Annotated in this window: 13 protein-coding genes; 6 read left to right on the top strand and 7 right to left on the bottom strand. The window is 65.1% G+C overall.

The features are described 5' to 3' along the window. Nucleotides 1-27: 27 nt before the first annotated feature. A complete protein-coding gene (locus tag GL300_RS13160) occupies nt 28-1617 on the bottom strand; it encodes an arylsulfatase (RefSeq protein ID WP_155040099.1) in 1590 nt (529 codons plus the stop codon). Nucleotides 1618-1984: 367 nt separating this feature from the next. Here GL300_RS13160 and GL300_RS13165 point away from each other — a divergent pair, with 367 nt between their 5' ends. Further along, nucleotides 1985-2467 carry a CYTH domain-containing protein gene (locus GL300_RS13165; protein WP_155040100.1) on the top strand — a complete coding sequence of 161 codons (483 nt, stop codon included), beginning with the start codon at nt 1985-1987 and terminating at the stop codon, nt 2465-2467. Here the strand turns inward: GL300_RS13165 and GL300_RS13170 are convergent. Next, the gene (locus GL300_RS13170; RefSeq protein ID WP_155040101.1) at nt 2464-3225 is read right to left on the bottom strand and encodes an IclR family transcriptional regulator; all 762 of its coding nucleotides are present in this window, start codon (nt 3223-3225) and stop codon (nt 2464-2466) included. The two genes, GL300_RS13165 and GL300_RS13170, sit on opposite strands and share 4 nt — an antisense overlap. 125 nt (nt 3226-3350) lie before the next feature. On the opposite strand from GL300_RS13170, the gene GL300_RS13175 reads away from it, so the two are divergent. From GL300_RS13175 to GL300_RS13195, 5 genes are all read left to right on the top strand, one after another. Beyond that, nucleotides 3351-4085, top strand: a complete 735-nt coding sequence (locus GL300_RS13175) for a 3-oxoacid CoA-transferase subunit A (RefSeq protein ID WP_155040102.1) — start codon at nt 3351-3353, stop codon at nt 4083-4085. Next, nucleotides 4082-4750, top strand: coding sequence for a 3-oxoacid CoA-transferase subunit B (locus tag GL300_RS13180; RefSeq protein ID WP_155040103.1), 669 nt, complete (start codon nt 4082-4084; stop codon nt 4748-4750). Before GL300_RS13175 ends, GL300_RS13180 begins: the two co-directional genes overlap by 4 nt. Nucleotide 4751: 1 nt before the next feature. Further along, nucleotides 4752-5951, top strand: a complete 1200-nt coding sequence (gene pcaF, locus GL300_RS13185; protein ID WP_155040104.1) for a 3-oxoadipyl-CoA thiolase — start codon at nt 4752-4754, stop codon at nt 5949-5951. A gap of 215 nt (nt 5952-6166) precedes the next feature. Beyond that, a complete protein-coding gene (locus tag GL300_RS13190; protein WP_155040105.1) occupies nt 6167-7630 on the top strand; it encodes an amino acid permease in 1464 nt (487 codons plus the stop codon). Next, nucleotides 7627-8550 carry an asparaginase gene (locus GL300_RS13195; RefSeq protein WP_155040106.1) on the top strand — a complete coding sequence of 308 codons (924 nt, stop codon included), beginning with the start codon at nt 7627-7629 and terminating at the stop codon, nt 8548-8550. Before GL300_RS13190 ends, GL300_RS13195 begins: the two co-directional genes overlap by 4 nt. Before the next feature lie 116 nt (nt 8551-8666). Here the strand turns inward: GL300_RS13195 and GL300_RS13200 are convergent, their stop codons facing one another. From GL300_RS13200 to GL300_RS13220, 5 genes are all read right to left on the bottom strand, one after another. Beyond that, entirely contained in the window at nt 8667-9308 is a 642-nt protein-coding gene (locus GL300_RS13200) for an RraA family protein (RefSeq protein WP_211595064.1), read from the bottom strand. Between the two features lie 107 nt (nt 9309-9415). Next, complete coding sequence (locus GL300_RS13205) at nt 9416-15148, bottom strand: DUF3320 domain-containing protein (protein WP_155040107.1); 5733 nt, start codon at nt 15146-15148, stop codon at nt 9416-9418. Nucleotides 15149-15262: 114 nt separating this feature from the next. Beyond that, nucleotides 15263-16450: an acetyl-CoA C-acyltransferase gene (locus GL300_RS13210; RefSeq protein ID WP_155040108.1), complete on the bottom strand. Its 1188-nt coding sequence runs from the start codon at nt 16448-16450 to the stop codon at nt 15263-15265. Nucleotides 16451-16478: 28 nt separating this feature from the next. Then, nucleotides 16479-17246, bottom strand: coding sequence for a 3-hydroxyacyl-CoA dehydrogenase (locus GL300_RS13215; protein WP_155040191.1), 768 nt, complete (start codon nt 17244-17246; stop codon nt 16479-16481). A 75-nt stretch (nt 17247-17321) separates the two neighbouring features. Next, nucleotides 17322-18491: an HPP family protein gene (locus GL300_RS13220; RefSeq protein WP_246195169.1), complete on the bottom strand. Its 1170-nt coding sequence runs from the start codon at nt 18489-18491 to the stop codon at nt 17322-17324. Nucleotides 18492-18620 lie beyond the last annotated feature (129 nt).

The raw sequence follows: 18620 nt of genomic DNA on the forward strand, positions 1-18620 counted from the left end.
GGGGCAGCCCCTCCGTCAGGCAGCGGATCAGTTGCCGCCACCCATGGCCTCAAGTGCCTTATTGATCTCCGCCTGAACCTGATCGATCGAGAAGCTGTCCGGCCGCTGCGCCGGTGGGAATTCCTTGAAGGTTGCAAGGAATTTCCCCACCTCGGCGGTTGCCGGAGCGACCAGATAGGCATGGTCCATCATCCAGTCGTAATAGGTGTTCGAGGTGATGTCGGCCCGTTCATAGGGGTCGGCACGCAGATCGAACATCTTGGGAAGACGCAGCTTGGTGAAGGGCTCGGCCCATATTCTCAGCGTCCCGGTCGCACGCTGCTCGGCGAAAACGAATTTCCAGTTTTCGTAACGCAATCCGACGACTTCGCCGTCATCATTGAAGTAGAAGAACTCGTTGCGTGCCCCTTCAGGCTGTTCGCCGGTCAGGTAGGGCAACTGGTTGTAGCCATCCAGATGATTCTTGTATTGCTTGCCGTTGATGGTGGTTCCGGCCAGCAGGCGGTCTTTGATGTCGGTGTCACCCACTGCCGCTAGGATCGTCGGGAACCAGTCAAGACCCGAGAATATGTCGTTGGCAACCGTATCCGGCTTGATGTGGCCGGGCCAGCGGATCATCGCAGGCACACGGAAAGCGCCTTCCCAGTTCGTGTTCTTCTCGCTGCGGAAGGGGGTGGTGCCGGCATCGGGCCACGAGTTCTGGTGCGGACCGTTGTCGGTGGTGTAGATGACGATGGTGTTGTCGGCGATGCCCAGATCATCAACCGCCTTGAGCAGTTCACCCACCACGGCATCATGTTCGATCATGCCATCGGCATATTCGGTCAGTGCGGTCAGGCCCGGTGCACTACGATGTTCGTCGCGCACATGGGTGCGGAAGTGCATCCGTGTGGTGTTCATCCAAGTGAAGAACGGCTTCTTGGCATCCACCTGACGCTTCATGAAGTCGATGGCAGCGGCCGAGGTTTCGTCGTCGACCGTCTCCATCCGCTTGCGGGTCAGCGGGCCGGTATCCTCGATCTTGCCGTCGGCCGAGGACTTGATCACGCCGCGCGGACCCCATTGCTCGCGGAAGGCCGGATCCTGCGGATAATTGCGATTCTCGGGTTCCTCTTCGGCGTTCAGGTGATAGAGGTTGCCGAAAAATTCGTCGAAACCATGCGCCGTTGGCAGAAACTCGTCGCGGTCACCCAAGTGGTTCTTGCCGAACTGCCCGGTCGCGTAGCCCTGATCCTTCAGTGCGGATGCAATGGTCGCATCCGAGGCCTGCAATCCCGCATTGGCGCCGGGCAGCCCCACCTTGGACAGGCCCGTACGGAACGTCGACTGGCCGGTAATGAAGGTCGAGCGACCCGCCGTGCAGCTTTGCTCGGCATAGTAGTCGGTAAAGATCATCCCCTCATTGGCGATGCGGTCGATATTGGGCGTCGTGTAGCCCATCAGGCCCTTGGTATAGGCCGAGATGTTGGCCTGCCCGATATCGTCGCCAAAGATGACAAGAATGTTGGGCTTGGCCCCCGCCTCGCCTGTCGCGGGCGCGGCTGGTGGCGTTTCCTGGGCCATAGCAAACCCTGCCACCATCACGGTTGCAAGGGTGCAGCCTAGCAGTCGAAGCATGGTCGTTTCTCCTTGTAAGCGAAACAGCTCGATCAGTCTAGTTTGGTATTTATCGAATATGCTCAAAGAGCGCGTTGATCACCGGAACAGGGGATTTGAAGGACGGGACGTCTTGCAATGCTGGGTCGGAAGAGTCGTGATCCGCACCTTGCCTACCTTTCCTCTGTGACGATTCCGAGTTGCCCGCAGTCTTCCGGGATGAGCGCAGGTTGTATCCGAATTAACAAACGGTCAAGTTTCTGCGCGCAAGTCATGAGGAATTTGATAAATTCCACTGCGTCGCAGCATTTTGGCCGCAACGTCGTGCGGCCTTGCACCTTGACGTGATCCGTGGTTTCCAGCGCCCGGAACCCCCAGCGAGCTGGTAATGCCCAAAGAGATCGAGCGGAAATTCCTGATCGCCAATGACGATTGGCGCAAGGCCGTGACCCATCGGGTGCAGATCCGCGACGGGCTGGTGGCGGCCTGCGAAGGTCGCAAGATCCGTGTCCGTTTCTATGACCAAAGGGCAACGATCACGGTCAAGGGTCGCCGCAACGGCCTGAGCCGCGACGAGTTCGAATACGATATTCCGCCCGCCGATGCCGAAGCGATGCTGCGCGACCATTGTGGCGGCGACGTGCTGGAAAAGACCCGCCACCACATCCACCATGCCGGGCTGGATTGGGTCATCGACGAATATTTCGGGATTCTCGCGGGCGTGTTGATCGCCGAGGTCGAATTGCCCTTTGAGGATATGCCGATCCAGCCTCCCGACTGGCTGGGCCGCGAAGTCACCGGCGATGACCGCTATCGCAAGATCAACATGCTGATCGACCGGCGCAACGCGCTGGCGGCGGAATCGGCCTAGCCCAGCAGCCCGCGCAGATCGGCCTGCAGCCGCAGCAGATGTGGCAGGAAGCGGGCGCGCAGATCATCCACCGAGGCATGGCTGGCCGACAGCCCGACATTCACCGCCGCCACCACCCGTCCCCGCGCGTTCAGAAGCGGCACCGCAATCGAGCGCAGCCCGATCTCGACCTCCTGATCAATGACCGCGTGGCCGTCGCGGCGGACGCGCTGCAATTCCTCGCGCAGGGCCTCGGCGCTGGTCAGCGTATGCGTGGTGCGTGCCGGAAACGGTGCCAGCGCAAGGATCGCGTCCAGATCGGCATCGGGCAGCGCCGCCAGCATCACCCGCCCCATCGAGGTGCACCATGCCGGCAGGCGCGACCCCGGCATCAGCGCGATGGACATCACCCGGCGCTGCGCCGCGCGGGCGACATAAACGATTTCGGCCCCGTCCAGCACCGAGACGGATGAGCTTTCGCCGATCTCCTCGGACAGGCGATCCAGATTGGGCTGCACGATCTGCGGCAAGGGCATCGTCGCCAGACAGGCCGTGCCCAGCCGCAGGATGCGCGGGGTCAGGGTAAAGAACTTGCCGTCGTAATCGGCGTAGCCGTGATGCGCCAAGGTCAGCAGGCAGCGCCGCGCCGTCGCCCTATCCAGCCCCGAGGCCGCAGCAACCTCGGTGATGGACTGGCGCGGATGCTCGGCGGTGAAGGTCTCGATCACGCTCAGCCCCTTGGCCAGACCGCCCATGATGTCGCGCTCATTGATGCTCATGTGCCGTCCTTGATGTGCGATATGTCAACAAATACAGCATATCGCACAAACCGCATAGACGGAACAGCCATGGTTTGTGTAATCCACCAGCAGAAGCTTGCGGTTTCACCCGCAAAGGAGGATGCATGGACAAGACGCTTCCCGATCTGGCCGCCGCCGTGGCGGGGATCGAAGACGGCATGACGGTGATGATCGGTGGCTTTGGCGGCTCGGGCGCACCGATCGAGCTGATTCACGCGCTGATCGACCGCCATATCGCGACCGGCCACCCGACAAACCTGACGGTGGTCAACAACAACGCGGGCAATGGTCACGTCGGGCTGGCCGCGCTGATCGAACAGGGCATAGTCGCCAAGCTGATCTGTTCCTTCCCGCGTTCCGCCGATCCGCGCGTCTTCACCGATCTGTATCTGGCCGGAAAGATCGAGCTGGAACTGGTCCCGCAGGGCACTTTGGCCGAGCGTATCCGCGCGGGCGGCGCAGGCATCCCGGCCTTCTACACCCCCACCAGCTACGGCACCGATCTGGCCCGCGGCAAGAAGATCGAGGAATTCGAGGGGCGTCCCTATGTGCAGGAACGCTGGCTCAAGGCCGATTACGCGCTGGTCAAGGCCGACAAGGGCGACCGTCTGGGCAACCTGACCTATCGCATGGCGGCGCGGAACTTCGGTCCGCTGATGTGCATGGCCGCGAAAACCGCCATTGTGCAGGTCAGCCAACTGGTCGAGCCGGGCACCATCGACCCGGAAACCGTCATCACCCCCGGCATATTCGTCCAAGGCCTCGTCGAGGTCGCGAACCCCGCGCAGGAAGAAGACCTGAACCGCGCCAATGCCGTCTATCCGGAGCCCGTCCAATGACCAAACTGACCTCGACTCAGATCGCATGGCGCGCGGCGCAGGACATTGACGATGGCGCCTATGTCAACCTTGGCATCGGCTTCCCCGAGATGGTGGCGAAATTCCAACCTCCGGGCCGTCAGGCGATCTTTCACACCGAAAACGGCATCCTCGGCTTTGGCGAGGCCCCTGCGCCGGGCCTTGAGGATTGGGACCTGATCAACGCGGGGAAAAAAGCGGTGACGCTGAAGCCCGGCACGGCGTTTTTCCACCATGCCGACAGCTTTGCGATGGTGCGCGGCGGACATCTGGATGTCGCGATCCTTGGTGCCTATGAGGTCGCGGAAAACGGCGATCTGGCGAATTGGTCCACCGGTCCTAAGGGCGTTCCCGCCGTCGGCGGCGCAATGGATCTGGTCCATGGCGCGAAACGCGTGGCCGTCATCACCGAGCATGTGACCAAGGACGGCAAGCCGAAGCTGGTGCAGAAATGCGCGCTGCCGCTGACCGGGGTGGGCTGCGTCACCCGCGTCTATACCTCGCTGGCGGTGGTGGACATTCAGGACGGCCATTTCGTGCTGCGCGAAAAGCTGGCAGGCCTGTCCTTTGACGAATTGCAGTCCCTGACGGGCGCGACCCTGCATCTGGACGGCGACGTGGCCGACCTGATCGTGCCGGAGCTTTGAGATGACCGAAGTCTTTATCTGCGACTATATCCGCACCCCCATCGGCCGCTTCGGCGGCGCGCTGTCCGCGGTCCGGGCCGATGATCTGGGCGCGATCCCGCTGCGCGCGTTGATGGAGCGTAGCCCATCGGTCGACTGGGCCGCCGTCGATGACGTGATCTATGGCTGCGCCAATCAGGCGGGCGAGGATAACCGCAACGTCGCCCGGATGTCGGCGCTGCTGGCGGGCCTGCCGATCGAAGTCTCGGGAACGACGATCAACCGGCTTTGCGGCTCGGGCATGGATGCGATCCTTGCCGCCGCCCGCGCGATCAAGGCAGGCGAGGCCGAGCTGATGATCGCGGGCGGGGTCGAGTCGATGTCGCGCGCGCCCTTTGTCATGCCCAAGGCCGAGACGGCGTTCAGCCGCCATGCCGAGATCCACGACACCACCATCGGCTGGCGTTTCGTCAACCCGCTGATGAAAAAGCAATATGGCGTCGATTCCATGCCCCAGACCGGGCAGAACGTCGCCGATGATTTTGGCATCTCGCGCGAGGATCAGGACGCGATGGCGCTGGCATCGCAGGCCAAGGCCGCGAGCGCTCAGTCCAATGGGCGGCTGGCGCAGGAAATCACTTCGGTCACCATCCCCCAACGCAAGGGCGATCCCGTCGTGGTGGACCGCGACGAGCATCCCCGCGCCACCACGCTGGAGACGCTGGCCAAGCTGAAACCCCTGTTCGAGGGCGGGTCGGTCACGGCGGGCAATGCCTCGGGCGTGAATGACGGGGCGGCGGCGCTTATCCTTGCCTCGGAAGCGGCGGTGCGGAAATACGGCCTGACCCCCATCGCCCGGATTCTGGGCGGGGCCACGGCAGGGGTTCCGCCACGCATCATGGGAATCGGTCCGGCCCCCGCATCGCAGAAGCTGATGGCGCGACTGGGGCTGACTCAGGCCGATTTCGACGTGATCGAGCTGAACGAGGCCTTTGCCGCCCAAGGTCTGGCGACTTTGCGCCAGCTTGGCATTGCCGATGACGACCCGCGCGTGAACCGCAATGGTGGCGCTATCGCGCTGGGACATCCCTTGGGTATGTCAGGCGCTCGCATCACCGGGACGGCAGCTCAGGAATTGCAGATAACCGGCGGGAAACGCTCGCTTTCGACGATGTGCATTGGTGTGGGCCAAGGCATCGCCATCGCACTGGAACGGGTCTGACGCACAGGTCTGCGAAGACGGCCTTTCAGCCGCCATACCTTTCGTGATCACAAGACACGCAGCCATCCTTGCACGGATCGCTGCGTGTTTTTTCTTGACGGCAAAGTGATCCTGCCCCTAACACGCCGCAATCTGTCAGACAGCTTTTCAGATCCAAGGTGGTGCGGCCGGGACCAAGCGTGTCCCGCGCCGAAGGAGGAAGGAACAAGTTCACGATGTCAGCATCCAGTGACAATCCAACGCCCTCGGAAGGGCATGTCTACCGCGAGGAGGAGGCCGGCTTTCACAAGGAGCTGAAGCCGAGGCAAATCCAGATGATCGCCATCGGCGGCGCCATCGGCACCGGCCTTTTCCTTGGTGCAGGCGGGCGTCTGGCCACGGCCGGCCCCTCTCTGGTCCTTGTCTATGCCCTGTGCGGCTTTTTCGCGTTCCTCGTGCTGCGCGCCTTGGGCGAGCTGATCATGCACCGGCCCAGTTCGGGGTCGTTCGTGTCCTATGCCCGCGAGTTCTACGGCGAGAAGCTCGCCTTCGCCGCGGGCTGGATGTATTGGCTGAACTGGGCCATGACCTCGGTCGCGGATGTCACCGCCGTCGCGGTCTACATGAATTTCTTCAAGGCCTATGTGCCGTGGATGGCCGGCATCGACCAATGGGTCTTTGCCTTGGGCGCGCTGGTCATCGTGCTGGCGATGAACATGCTTTCGGTCAAGGTCTTTGGCGAACTTGAGTTCTGGTTCAGCCTGATCAAGGTCCTGTCGCTGGTCACCTTCCTTTGCGTCGGCATCTGGTTCGTGCTGACCGGCACGCCGGTCGCAGGCCATGTTCCGGGGCTGCATCTGATCTCGGAAGGCGGCGGCATGTTCCCGCATGGCATCCTGCCCGCGATGCTGGTGATTCAGGGCGTCGTCTTCGCCTATGCCTCGGTCGAGCTGATCGGTACTGCGGCGGGCGAGACCGAGGACCCGCGCGAGGTCATGCCCCGCGCCATCCGCACCGTCGTGCTGCGCCTTGTCGTCTTCTATGTCGGCTCGGTCCTGCTGCTGTCACTGCTGCTGCCCTATACCGCCTATAAATCGGGCGAGAGCCCCTTCGTTACCTTCTTCGGCGCGATCGGCGTCGAGGGTGCGGACATCATCATGAACCTCGTGGTGCTGACGGCGGTGCTGTCCTCGCTGAATGCGGGCCTGTATTCCACCGGGCGCATCCTGCATTCGATGGCGGTTTCCGGCTCGGCCCCGGCAGTTCTGGGTCGCATGAACCGTCAGGGCGTGCCCTATATGGGCATCGCGGTGACCGCCGCGGTGACGGTTCTGGGTGTGGTGATGAACGGCCTTGTGCCCGATGCCGCCTTCGAGATCGCGATGAATGTCGCGGCGCTCGGCATCATCACCGCATGGGGCGTCATCGTGCTGTGCCAGCTGAAGCTGTGGCATCTGTCGCGGCAGGGCAAGATCCAGCGCCCCGATTTCCGCATGTTCGGCGCGCCCTTCACCGGCATCCTGACCCTGGCCTTCCTGCTGGGCGTGGTGGTGCTGATGGCCTTTGATTACCCGATCGGGACCTGGACCGTCGCGTCGCTGCTGGTCATCGTCCCCGCTCTGATCATAGGTTGGCATATGTCGCGCGACCGCATCCATGCCATTTCCCGCGCACATGGAGAAACGGAGTTCCGGCTTTGACAAGCCCGCAAAAATTGCCACTCGTCGCGGTCATCGCGACGGGGGGAACCATTGCCAGCCGCAAGGGCGCCGAGGGCGCGGCCAGCCCTGCCCTGACCGGGCAGGATCTGCTGGACCTGCTGCCCCCCCTGCCCCTGCGTCTGCGCGCGGTCGAGCTGCTGGCCAAGGATTCCTCGACCCTCACCCTTGCCGACATGCAAGGCATCAGCGACGAGGTCGGCCGCCAGCTGGCAGACCCCGACATTGCCGGAGTCGTCATCCTGCACGGGACCGACGCGATGGAGGAAACCGCGCTGCTGGTGCGGCTGCAGAACCATGCACAAAAACCTGTTGTCTTTACCGGGGCACAATTCTCGGCCGACAGCACCGCACCCGACGGGCCCGCAAATCTTGCGCACGCCGTGCAATTGGCGCTGTCTGGGAATGGCGTTCGGCTGGCCTTTGGCGGACAGGTGCTGCCGGTCTGGGGGCTTTACAAGGCAGGCACCGACCGTGCCGACGCCTTTGCCCTGGCGGGCTCGGCTGATCCCGAACTTCCGCCTCTGCCCGCACCGATTGGCGGGTTGCGCATCGACCTGATCGCCGTTCATCCGGGTGCTGACGCGGTGCATCTGGACGCAAGCTTAGCTGCGGGTGCGCAGGGCATCGTCCTTGTGGCGCTGGGTTCCGGCAATGCCACACCCCAGATCGTGGCGGGCGTTACCCGCGCCCTTGCCGCAGGTGTGCCCGTCGTCACCTCAAGCCGTGTCCCGGAAGGAGTGCTTACCCCGACCTATGGCGGCGGCGGTGGCGGTCACGATCTGCAAGCCGCAGGGGCGATCCATTCCCGGCTTCTGCGCCCCGGACAGGCCCGCATCCTGCTGGCCGCGCTGATTGCCAACGGCGCATCATCGGACCAGATCGCGCAGGCTTTCGCCTGACCGCAAGCAGCCGGGCCCTCCGCAGCTTCTTTCTTGCTTAAATATCCCGGGGGACGCCCGCCCGGCCCCATTGAGGGGTCGGGCGGGCGGGGGGGGCGGAGCCCCCGGCACCACCCCTACAATCCGAAAATCTGTCCGATCGGCTCATCTGAGGCCAAGCGCCGGTTCCATTCGGCCTCCAGCACCAGTTTTGCTTCGGCCCGGTCGATCAGCGCCGCAGCCTGCGCCGGGGTCAGTGCAGCCAAACCATCGTCATCGCCGATGATCAGGTCGCCAGAACTGACCGGGCAACCACCGATGGTCACCGGAACATTGACCTCGGTTCCCGCGGCCCCGATCGGTCCGCGCGGATTGATATGCCGGGCATAGACCGACAGGCCCGTCATTTCGGCCAGCGCGCCGGTATCGCGGACCGCACCATCACAGACGATCCCAGCCACGCCGATACGGTGCAGGTGACCGCCCAGCACATCCCCGATCATCGCCCATTCCGCAACACCGGCAGCGTCGATCACCAGAACCTCGCCCGCCGCGATCACACCAATCGCCCGCAAAACCGGGCCAAAATCCGGCGCGGCACAACGCGCGGTGACCGCCCGTCCAAACAAGGCGGGCTGCCGGCCAGCGGGGCAAAGCGGGCGGATGGCGATGTCGATCTGACACTCGGCCGCCAGATCGACAATCACCGGGACCGGGATACGCCGCCAGCGTTCGATCAGATCCTGCGGAATTTCAGCACTCTCAGCCGCGATACTCACCACCTGCTCCTCCGGTTTCTGGCAAATCGCGGGCAAGGTGGCCCGGATCGCGAGCAGCTTGAAGCCCCTTTCGCCACCTGCTGGCGAAAGGGCGCTTTTCAACTTGCTTACGCGGACGCAGGCGCCAGCCAATCGAGACAGCTTTGCAGATAAGCACGGGCATCCTGGGTCAGGCGCACCACGCCAAGGTGGCGGGACAGCTCCTGCACCGGGTCATCCGATGCCGCGATCCGGTCGGCATGAAGATCATGGACCGAGGCAATCTCGACCCGCGAAATCTCGCGCAGATTGCGCCCGGACAGCCCGCGATATGCCACCCGATCCTTGGTTGTACCCTTAACCCAGTAGAAGCGGGTGCCTTCCTCATCCGTGGCATCAAGCTGAGGATGCAACTCGGCAACACGGGACTGGATGCGGTTCCCCGTCCGCTGCCAGCCATGTTCCTGCGCGACGCGGCGGGCCAATACCCCCTCGGTCATTGGTCCTTCGCGAAGCAGCAACCCCTCGATCAATGCCGCCAATACCGGGGTATAGTCGGCGTCAAAGAAGCGGTCGGCATCTGGCTGCTGTCCGGCCAAAGCCGGACCGGCGGTGGCAAAGTGTTCCGGTTCGCTGGAGGGCTCGGGCAGGTCGGGTTCGGGAACTTCGGCGACGGGCTTCGACGCCTCAGCCTCACGACGCGCGCGGTCCTGTTCCAGCAGCGCGGAAAGCCCGGTGTGGATGCGCGTGGCAGTCTCGGCCGGATTGCGGAACCAGTCGGTCGACCATATCCGCAGGATCTTCCAGCCCAGCCCCTCCAGCACCGCCTGCCGCACGCGGTCGCGGTCGCGCGCGGTGGCGGCGCTATGATAGGCGGCACCATCGCATTCTATCCCCGCCAGCCACGCCCCCGCGTGATCCGGATGCCTCACGCCCAGATCGATGCGGAAGCCTGAGACACCGATCTGGCTGTGCAATTCCCAACCCTTCAGCGCCAGCGCATCGCGCACTGCCGCCTCAAAGGGCGAATCCACCCCGCCGAGCGAGCCCAGATCCTGCCCCGCCAGCGCCACCGCGCCCCGCTGGGCATAGTCCAGAAACGCCTTGAGGTCGCGCACGCCGCGCGCCTTGGTCCGGGTCAGATCGATCTGATCGGCAGTGACCGAGCTGAAGACATGCAGTTCGGCCCGCGCGCGCGTCACTGCAACGTTCAAGCGCCGCTCACCACCGTCATTGTTCAGCGCACCGAAGCTCATCGACAACTTGCCCGCCGGGTCCGGCCCGAAGGTCACGGAAAACAGCATCACATCGCGCTCATCACCTTGGATATTTTCAAGGTTCTTGACGATCAGCGGTTCCTCGCGGTCATCGGCAAAGAACCATTCCAGCGCCGGATCGGCCTGCCGTTCGGCATCGAGCAGATCAAGGATCAGGCCCTGCTGCTGACTGTTGAAGGTGATGACGCCCAGCGTCGGACGTTCGGCCTCCGGCAGCGCCAGCCATTCCTTGAGCCGCGCACGGATCATGGCGACGATGGCGCGGGCCTCTTCGGGATTGGTGCGGCCTTGCCCCCGGCCATAGATGCCGTCGATCCGGTGTAGCCGCAGCGCCTGACCCGAAGCCTCGGGCGAAGGGAATGTCACCAAGCCGCCGCCGTAATAATTGTGGTTCGAGAAGGCGATCAGCGCCTCGTCCCGGCTGCGGTAATGCCAGTTCAGGCGATGCGTCGGAATCCCCGCCGCGCCGACCTCATCGAGGATCGAGGGCATGTCCTTTTCATATTCCGGGGTTTCGCCCGCATCGTCGCCCTCATCGCTGCGGCCAAAGAAGTTCGTCGGCGGAAGCTGTTTCGGGTCGCCGACGATGATCGCCTGCCTGCCCCGCGCGATGGCGCCGATCGCATCCCATGTCGAGATCTGCGAGGCCTCGTCAAAGATCACCAGATCGAATTGCGCCTGCCCCGCTGGCAAGTATTGCGCCACAGAAAGCGGCGACATCAGCACGCAGGGGGCGAGTTTCGGGAAGGTCGTCGGCATTTCCGCGATCAGGCTGCGGATGGCCGCTGTCGGGCGCTGCAGACCCAACTGGTGGCGCAGGGTCCCCAGTTCGGAACGTCGCGGCACGCTGTCGCGGCTGGGCAGGTCATTGCCCAGGCGGCGCATTACCTCGGCCGAGGCCAGATCGGTCATGGCCTGATCCAGCTCGCGGAAGCGGCGGATCAGCGCGTCATGTTCCCAATGTGCAAAGCCGCGCAACTCGGGCGCGGCATCCAGCGCCAGCCGCAGCCACCATGCCATATAGGCGCGTTCAAAAGCCTGGCCTGGATCGCCCGATATCTGGCTGTTTTCCAACGCCTGCACCAAGGGCGACAGTCCGGCGGCCACGGCCCGCTGGCGCGAGGACAGCCATTTCATCCAATCCGGGAAACGCCCGCGAACCGCCTCGATCCCGTCCAGAAGGCTGCGCAACGCCGCGTCGTCATCGGGCAGTTGCCCGCCCGCCGCCGAGAATCCGGCCCTCGCAACAGCAACGCCGTTTAGCGCGGCGGCCAGCCTGCGCAGATGGGGGGCGACCTCTCCGCCATCGGCGGCACCCAGCCGTTGACGCAGCAGGGTCCGGGCCGTGTCCTCCAACCCGGCCACCGTCAACTTACGCTCAAGTTCCAGATAGGCGGCGGCCTCGTCCAGCGCACGGGTCAGGCTGGCGGGATCGGAACCCTCGCCCGCAAACCCCGAAAGCCGTGACAGCGGGGATGCCTTGATCCGGGCCAGCAGCGGCTGCAAGCGACGCAAGGCGGCGATGTCGCGGGCCGGATCGGCCATACCGACCGAGGCATAGGTCTGCAGCAGCTTGCGCAGCTTGGACTGGGCCATGGCGCTGAGCGGCCAGAACTTGGTCTGCGCCTCGCGCCACTGCATTTCCAGCGCCTCAAGCGGCATGGTCGCGATGGTATCGTCCGGATAGGTCGCCGAGAGCGCGCGACGCTCGGCCCGGCAGGCATCAAGCATCCCTGCGAATTCGCGCGCCTCATCGCGCAAGCCGGGCAGGTCGTCGAAGGCTGCGATCTCGACCGCCGGGCGGTCAAGCCGGGCGGCGGGCAGAATGTCGAGCGCGACATTCGCCCCCGGCATCCCGATCGCGCGGGCCAATTCGCCGCGCGCGTCCTGCAATTCGATTAGGGCCGCACGCAGCGCCTGCGCCCCGGCAAGGAAACCATCCTGCCAACCATAGGACCAATCCCCCGCGCCCAGCAGCGCCAGCGGGCCGGTCGGATCAAGCCCTTCGACGACCGCACGACGCTGGCCCAGTTCCTGCGCCAGCTGGCACAGCCGCTCCCAGCTGTCGGCGTCGTGGCAGTCCTTGCTGGCAAAAGCCAGCGTGAAGGGCTGATCGCCGCCAACAGCCCGGCCAATCGCCTGAAAGACGCTGAAACCCTGCGTACCGGGCGCGTGCAGCGCCGCGACATAGGCATTCAACTGGTCGCGGGTCAGGCGCAGATCCTCGGTCACGCGGACCCATTCGCGGCCAACGCTGCCGCTGGCCCGGTCCCATGACCGGCCAAGCTGGCCCAGCACTGCCTTGCGGTCGGCCTTGTTGGAGTGCAGTTCCAGCACGGCCGTGCCCAGCCCCTGCCGCTCCAACCGGCGCTGCACCACGTCCAGCGCAGCGGCCTTTTCGGCCACGAACAGCACGGTGCGGCCCCGGCCCAGCTGATCGGCAATGATATTGGTGATGGTCTGGCTTTTGCCGGTCCCCGGCGGACCGATCAGGACGAAATCCCGCCCCTCGGCCGCCGCGACCACCGCCGCCAGTTGCGAACTATCGGCGGGCATCGGCGCCAGCAGATCGGCGGGCGCGTGGGTGTGGTCAATCCGGGATGGCTCGGGCATTGGTGACAGCGCACCGGCAAAACTCTCGGTCGGGCTGTCCAGCAGATGGCGGACCAGCGGACTCTCGCGCAGGTTATCCGCCCGGTCGACCAGATCCTTCCACATCAGGTATTTCGCGAAGGAGAAGGTCGAGATCGCGCATTCCTCGACCAGTTCGAACCCGGCCACGTCGCGGACGCGGTGGCGCACGATCTCAAAAATGCGGTTCAGGTCCAGCCCGCTTTCGTCGCGGGGCAGGTCACCCTCCAGTTCGGGGATGCGCAGTTCGAAATCGCGCTTGAGCATTTCAAGCAGCGTGGCGTTGATGCGCACCTCGTCCTCGATCTGGCCAAGGCGGAATTCCGACTGGGCCGAGCGACGATCCAGCCGCACCGGCATCAGCAGCAGGGGCGCGCGGTAATGGCGCGGGTCGCTGTCGGCGCGTTTCCAGCGCAGGAAGCCGGCGGCAAGGAACAGGGTATTCGTGCCGCCTTCCTGCACGTCGCTGCGGGATTTTCGGTAAAGCTCGGTCAGGCGGGCGAACATGTCGTCGCCACCCAAGGGCACGGCGATCTGGCCCTTGTCCAGCGCGTCCTGCGCCAATTCGGCCTCGATCCGGCGCGCCTCATCGGCGGGCAGGTCGCGGCCTGCCACCGCCTTTTCGTCCTTCAACGCCAGCAGGCGGAATTGCTTGCCACCCGACAGGCCATCCTCGAGCCCGGCAAGATCGGGACACAGCAGCGGCACGCTGAGCTTGGTTTCGCGGAAGTTCAGCAGCTTGTTGCCCAGCGACAGATCCAGCAGCTTGCGCTGCCAGCGTTCGATCCGGCCAAGCGCGGTGCCGGGAAGCTCGTCCAGATCTCCGGGCAACAGGCCCAGATCCAGCGGGCGCGGCAGTGCCGCGGGGGCGGCAGCATCAGGCGTGGCGTCAGCATCCGGCGCATCGTGGTGGCTGGCCAGCGGGCGGATGCGGGCGGCGCGGGCGCGGTTGATGTCGATGGCTTGCAGGAATTCGGTCTCATGCGCCTCGGACAGGCGGTCGCGACCCGCCATCGCGGCTTCCTCAAAGCCTGCGCTGGGGCGACGCGTCAGCAGCGTCGTTTCCAGCGGCACGAACTCGCGCAGGCTGGCGGCCTTGCGCACGGCGATCACGTCGGGTTCCAGCATATGGCCGAAATCGCGCGACACCAGCCAGACGCCCACCCATGCATGCCCCTGCGAGAACAGCACCGCAGTGTTCAGCCCGGCAGCCTCAAACGCCGCGGCCAGCAGCAGTGAGCTGTCAAGACAGGTCGCCAGCCCCTCGCAGGCAATGCGCTCGGGGTCGCGGACTTTCTGGCCGTTCTGCTCAAAGGACGCGGGCGGCACGGCATAGGTCAGCCCCAACCCGGTCGCCGCCGACCAGATTGCCCCGGCGATCATCCAGACACGCTGGGGGTCGTTCGACTGATAGCCCTCCATCGCGCCGGAATGGCCCGCGGCCTCCAGCAGGCGCGAGGCGTCCTTCAGCAACCGCGCCACCTGCGGATGATTGGGCGAGACAAAGGCGGCCAGGATATTCTCCATCTCGGCCAGCCCGCCCCATTCGTCGCGGGCCAGACATTCGATCGGCTCGCGCAGTTCTGCGACGGTTTCGCCGTCATGGGTCAGGGTGAAGTCCAGATGGCCCAGCTCGGCCTCGTCCAGACCGCCCAGAATGGCCGGGTCCAGCGGCGTGTCCAGATCGGTCAGCGCGATCTCGGCCCCCGGTGCGATACGGTCAAGCTGCCAGATACGGTCGCGCAATACGCCGGGGCTGGCGCTAAGCCGCAGGCTCACATCACTGGCGGCGACCAGCCCGTGATTGGCGATCCGCAGGCTGCGCAGCACCGAAACGCCATTCTGCGAGGAAGCGAAATTGATCTTTTTGCGCAGCACCACGGTCAGGGACAGGGCAGGCTTCGCCGGTTCGTTGGAAATGTCCGAAATCTCGAGCGCGTGGTCTTGTTGCATCAATTCTGTCTGATAGTCGATTGAATCCTTTCACCATGAATAGGGGTTCGGCGGCGGATGCACAAACGAATGTTCCCGCCATGTTCCAGTTTGCGCGAAGCCGCGCCGTTCCCGTCAGCGCAGTCGCTCAATCGCGATGGCCGTCGCCTCGCCGCCGCCGATGCAAAGCGAGGCGATGCCGCGGTCCAGATCATGGCTTTCCAACGCCGCAAGCAGCGTCACCATGACCCGCGCCCCCGAAGCCCCGATCGGGTGCCCTAGCGCGCAGGCCCCGCCGTGGATGTTCACCGCCTCATGGGGCAGGCCCAGATCCTGCATCGCGGCCATGGCGACGACGGCAAAGGCCTCATTGATCTCGAACAGGTCGATCTGGCCCAGATCCAGCCCGCTGCGTTCCGCCAGCTTGCGGATCGCGCCAATGGGGGCGGTCGGGAACAGGTTCGGGCGGTCGGCATGGGTGGCATGGCCAAGGATGCGGGCGCGCGGCGTCAATCCGCGGCGCTCAGCCTCGGATGCCCGCATCAGGACCAGCGCCGCCGCCCCGTCCGAGATCGACGAGGAATTCGCCGCCGTCACCGTGCCCCCTTCGCGAAAGGCGGGCCGCAGCGTCGGGATCTTGTCGGGCCGGGCCTTGCCGGGCTGTTCGTCGATGCTGACCAGCACCTCACCGCCGCGGGCGGCGATGCGGACCGGCGCGACCTCAGCCTGAAAACGCCCCTCGGCAATCGCCTGCTGCGCCCGGCTGAGCGAGGTCAGCGCATAGGCGTCCTGAGCCTCACGCGTGAACTGATAGGCCTCGGCGCAGTCTTCCGCAAAGGTGCCCATCAGGCGGCCTTTGTCATAGGCATCCTCAAGCCCGTCCAGAAACATGTGATCCAGCACCTGCCCATGACCCATCCGGTAGCCCGCGCGGGCCTTGGGCAGCAGGTAGGGGGCGTTCGACATGCTCTCCATCCCGCCCGCGACGACGACATCCGCGGAACCCGCTAGGATCAGGTCATGGCCAAGCATCGCGGCCTTCATCCCCGAGCCACACATCTTGTTCACGGTCGTCGCTCCCGCGCCCATCGGCAGTCCGGCAGCCAGCGCCGCCTGCCGCGCCGGGGCCTGTCCCTGACCGGCGGGCAGGACGCAGCCCATGATGATCTCTTCGACGGCGTCCGGCGACACACCCGCTCCGGACAGTGCCGCCGCGATGGCGGTCGCGCCAAGGCTGGCGGCATCGACCGGGGCCAGATCGCCCTGAAATCCGCCCATCGGGGTGCGGGCCGCACCGACGATGACGATCGGGTCCTTGTCCATGTCGCTTCCTCCTTATTTCGGGGCCATCTTATTTCGGGGCCATGCGCAATGCGCCGTCCAGACGGATGACCTCGCCGTTCAGCATCTGGTTCTCGACGATATGGCGCACCAGCGCGGCATATTCGGCGGGTTGGCCAAGGCGCGACGGGAAGGGCACGGTTCCGCCAAGGCTGTCCTGCACATCCTGCGGCAGACCGGCCATCATCGGCGTGGCGAAGATGCCGGGTGCGATGGTCATGACGCGGATGCCGTGGCGGGCCAGTTCACGGGCGGCGGGCAGGGTCATTGCTGCCACCCCGCCTTTGGACGCGGCATAGGCCGCCTGACCGATCTGCCCGTCAAAGGCCGCGACCGAGGCGGTATTGACGATCACCCCGCGCTCTCCGCCCTCCAGAGGCGTATTGCGGGACATGGCGTCGGCTGCCAGCCGCAGCATGTTGAACGTGCCGATCAGGTTGATGCCGATGGCGCGGGCGAAACTGTCCAGACCATGCGGCCCTTCGCGCCCCACGATCCTTTCACCTGGAGCGATGCCTGCGCAATTCACCGCCACGTCGATCCGCCCGAAAGCCTCCAGCGCCGCCGCAATCGCCGCTGCACCGTCACTGGCGCTGGTCACGTCGGTGCGCACAAATCGCGCGGCCCTGCCCAACTCCTCCGAAAGAGTCAGGCCCGCAACGCTGTTGATGTCCAGCAGCACCACCTTGGCTCCGGCCTCGACCGCCATCCGCGCTACGGCTGCGCCGAGGCCCGAACTGGCGCCGGTGATCAGGAACACCCGCTCTTCGATCCGCATCATCCCTCCCCTGACATTGCGTTTCGGGGCAAGACTAGCGGCAGGCGGTCCGCAGGCAATGAAATTCGCGGGGGTTCAGGCGACCCGCGCGTTTTGCCGGGCAAGCCCCGCCAGCAGGTCGGTCTGGGTAACGATGCCCCGGATGCGGCCACGGCTGAGGATCGGAACCGCATCGCACCCGCCCCCCGCCAACAGCGGCAGCAGCGCCGAGACACCGCTGTCGGGCCGGCCGTTCGGGACATTGCGACGCATCACCTGACCGGCAAGAACCGGAGCCGTGCGGTCCCGACGGACCAGCCGTGCCATCGACCGCCTGAAACCCTGCCCGGTTCCGAAGGCGTCCTGCCCCGCAAGACGGATCAGGTCGATCTGATAGATGATGCCAAGGAACTTGTCGCCCGCTTCGACCACGGGCATCGCGGTGAAGCCATGCGTGCGAAACAGCTCTGCGACCTCGCCCAAGGGTGCCTCGGGGCCGACTGTGACCAGCGCATGCGACATGATCGATTCCGCCGTCAGCGGGCCGAAATGGTGGCTGGCGGCCTGAAGCTCGGCCGCGCCGATCAGGCGGGACAGGTCCTCGACACCGACGTTCTGGGACTGGCGGGTGCGGCGCAGGATTTCTTCAAGGTCTTCCTTGCTCAGTCCCAGCCGCTCGGGCGCGGCATGTTCGTCGGTGCCATGCGGGCTTGGGTCCTCGAAATGGCGGAACGGGTAGCGGCGGCCCGTGGCGCGGGCATAGAGCATCGCGACCACGATCAGGATCAGCGTTCCCGCCGCAACCGGGGCAAGGACAAAGCCGAAGCCCAGCTTGGCGATGGCCTCGGGGTTCTGCGCGGCGGTCATCGCCACCGCCCCGGCCGGGGGGTGGATGGCACGCAACGGGACCATCAGGACGATAGCCAGTCCGACGGCCAGCGCGATACGCCATGCGGGATCGGGGATCAGCATGCAGCACAACACGCCCACCGTCGCCGCGCTAGCATTGCCGACCAGCGCCGACCAAGGCTGCGCCAGCGGGCTGTTCGGCACGGCAAAGACCAGCACCGAGGTCGCACCAAAGGGCGCGATCAGGTACAGCCCCAACCGCGTATCGACCAAGGGCGACATCAGGAACAACCCGGCCACCGCCAGCCCGATCAGCGCGCCAAGCCCGGCGCGCATCGCCTCGACCGGTGCGCCCGGACCGATGGCGGGACCAAGCCCGCGCAGCAACCGTTCCATCTGGGCGGAGTTCTTCTGCATTCCCTGTCCTTTGGGTGCGACCCGTTGGCCTGCGTCGAATTGGCGCAGTAATAGGCGCATTGCCGAAAAAATCGCAACCCATGCTGAATAACCGGGCGGCACGTAAATCAGGCGGCATCTTCCCCGCAG

Origin of the sequence: Paracoccus litorisediminis, assembly GCF_009711205.1 — a bacterium.
Classification (GTDB): domain Bacteria; phylum Pseudomonadota; class Alphaproteobacteria; order Rhodobacterales; family Rhodobacteraceae; genus Paracoccus; species Paracoccus litorisediminis.

Coding starts and splice junctions, on each gene's coding strand:
- GL300_RS13190 (WP_155040105.1), top strand. CDS start 6,167: ATGTCAGCATCCAGTGACAATCCAACGCCCTCGGAAGGGCATGTCTAC.
- GL300_RS13210 (WP_155040108.1), bottom strand. CDS start 16,450: ATGGACAAGGACCCGATCGTCATCGTCGGTGCGGCCCGCACCCCGATG.
- GL300_RS13205 (WP_155040107.1), bottom strand. CDS start 15,148: ATGCAACAAGACCACGCGCTCGAGATTTCGGACATTTCCAACGAACCG.
- GL300_RS13175 (WP_155040102.1), top strand. CDS start 3,351: ATGGACAAGACGCTTCCCGATCTGGCCGCCGCCGTGGCGGGGATCGAA.
- GL300_RS13180 (WP_155040103.1), top strand. CDS start 4,082: ATGACCAAACTGACCTCGACTCAGATCGCATGGCGCGCGGCGCAGGAC.
- pcaF (WP_155040104.1), top strand. CDS start 4,752: ATGACCGAAGTCTTTATCTGCGACTATATCCGCACCCCCATCGGCCGC.
- GL300_RS13220 (WP_246195169.1), bottom strand. CDS start 18,491: ATGCAGAAGAACTCCGCCCAGATGGAACGGTTGCTGCGCGGGCTTGGT.
- GL300_RS13215 (WP_155040191.1), bottom strand. CDS start 17,246: ATGCGGATCGAAGAGCGGGTGTTCCTGATCACCGGCGCCAGTTCGGGC.
- GL300_RS13170 (WP_155040101.1), bottom strand. CDS start 3,225: ATGAGCATCAATGAGCGCGACATCATGGGCGGTCTGGCCAAGGGGCTG.
- GL300_RS13160 (WP_155040099.1), bottom strand. CDS start 1,617: ATGCTTCGACTGCTAGGCTGCACCCTTGCAACCGTGATGGTGGCAGGG.
- GL300_RS13165 (WP_155040100.1), top strand. CDS start 1,985: ATGCCCAAAGAGATCGAGCGGAAATTCCTGATCGCCAATGACGATTGG.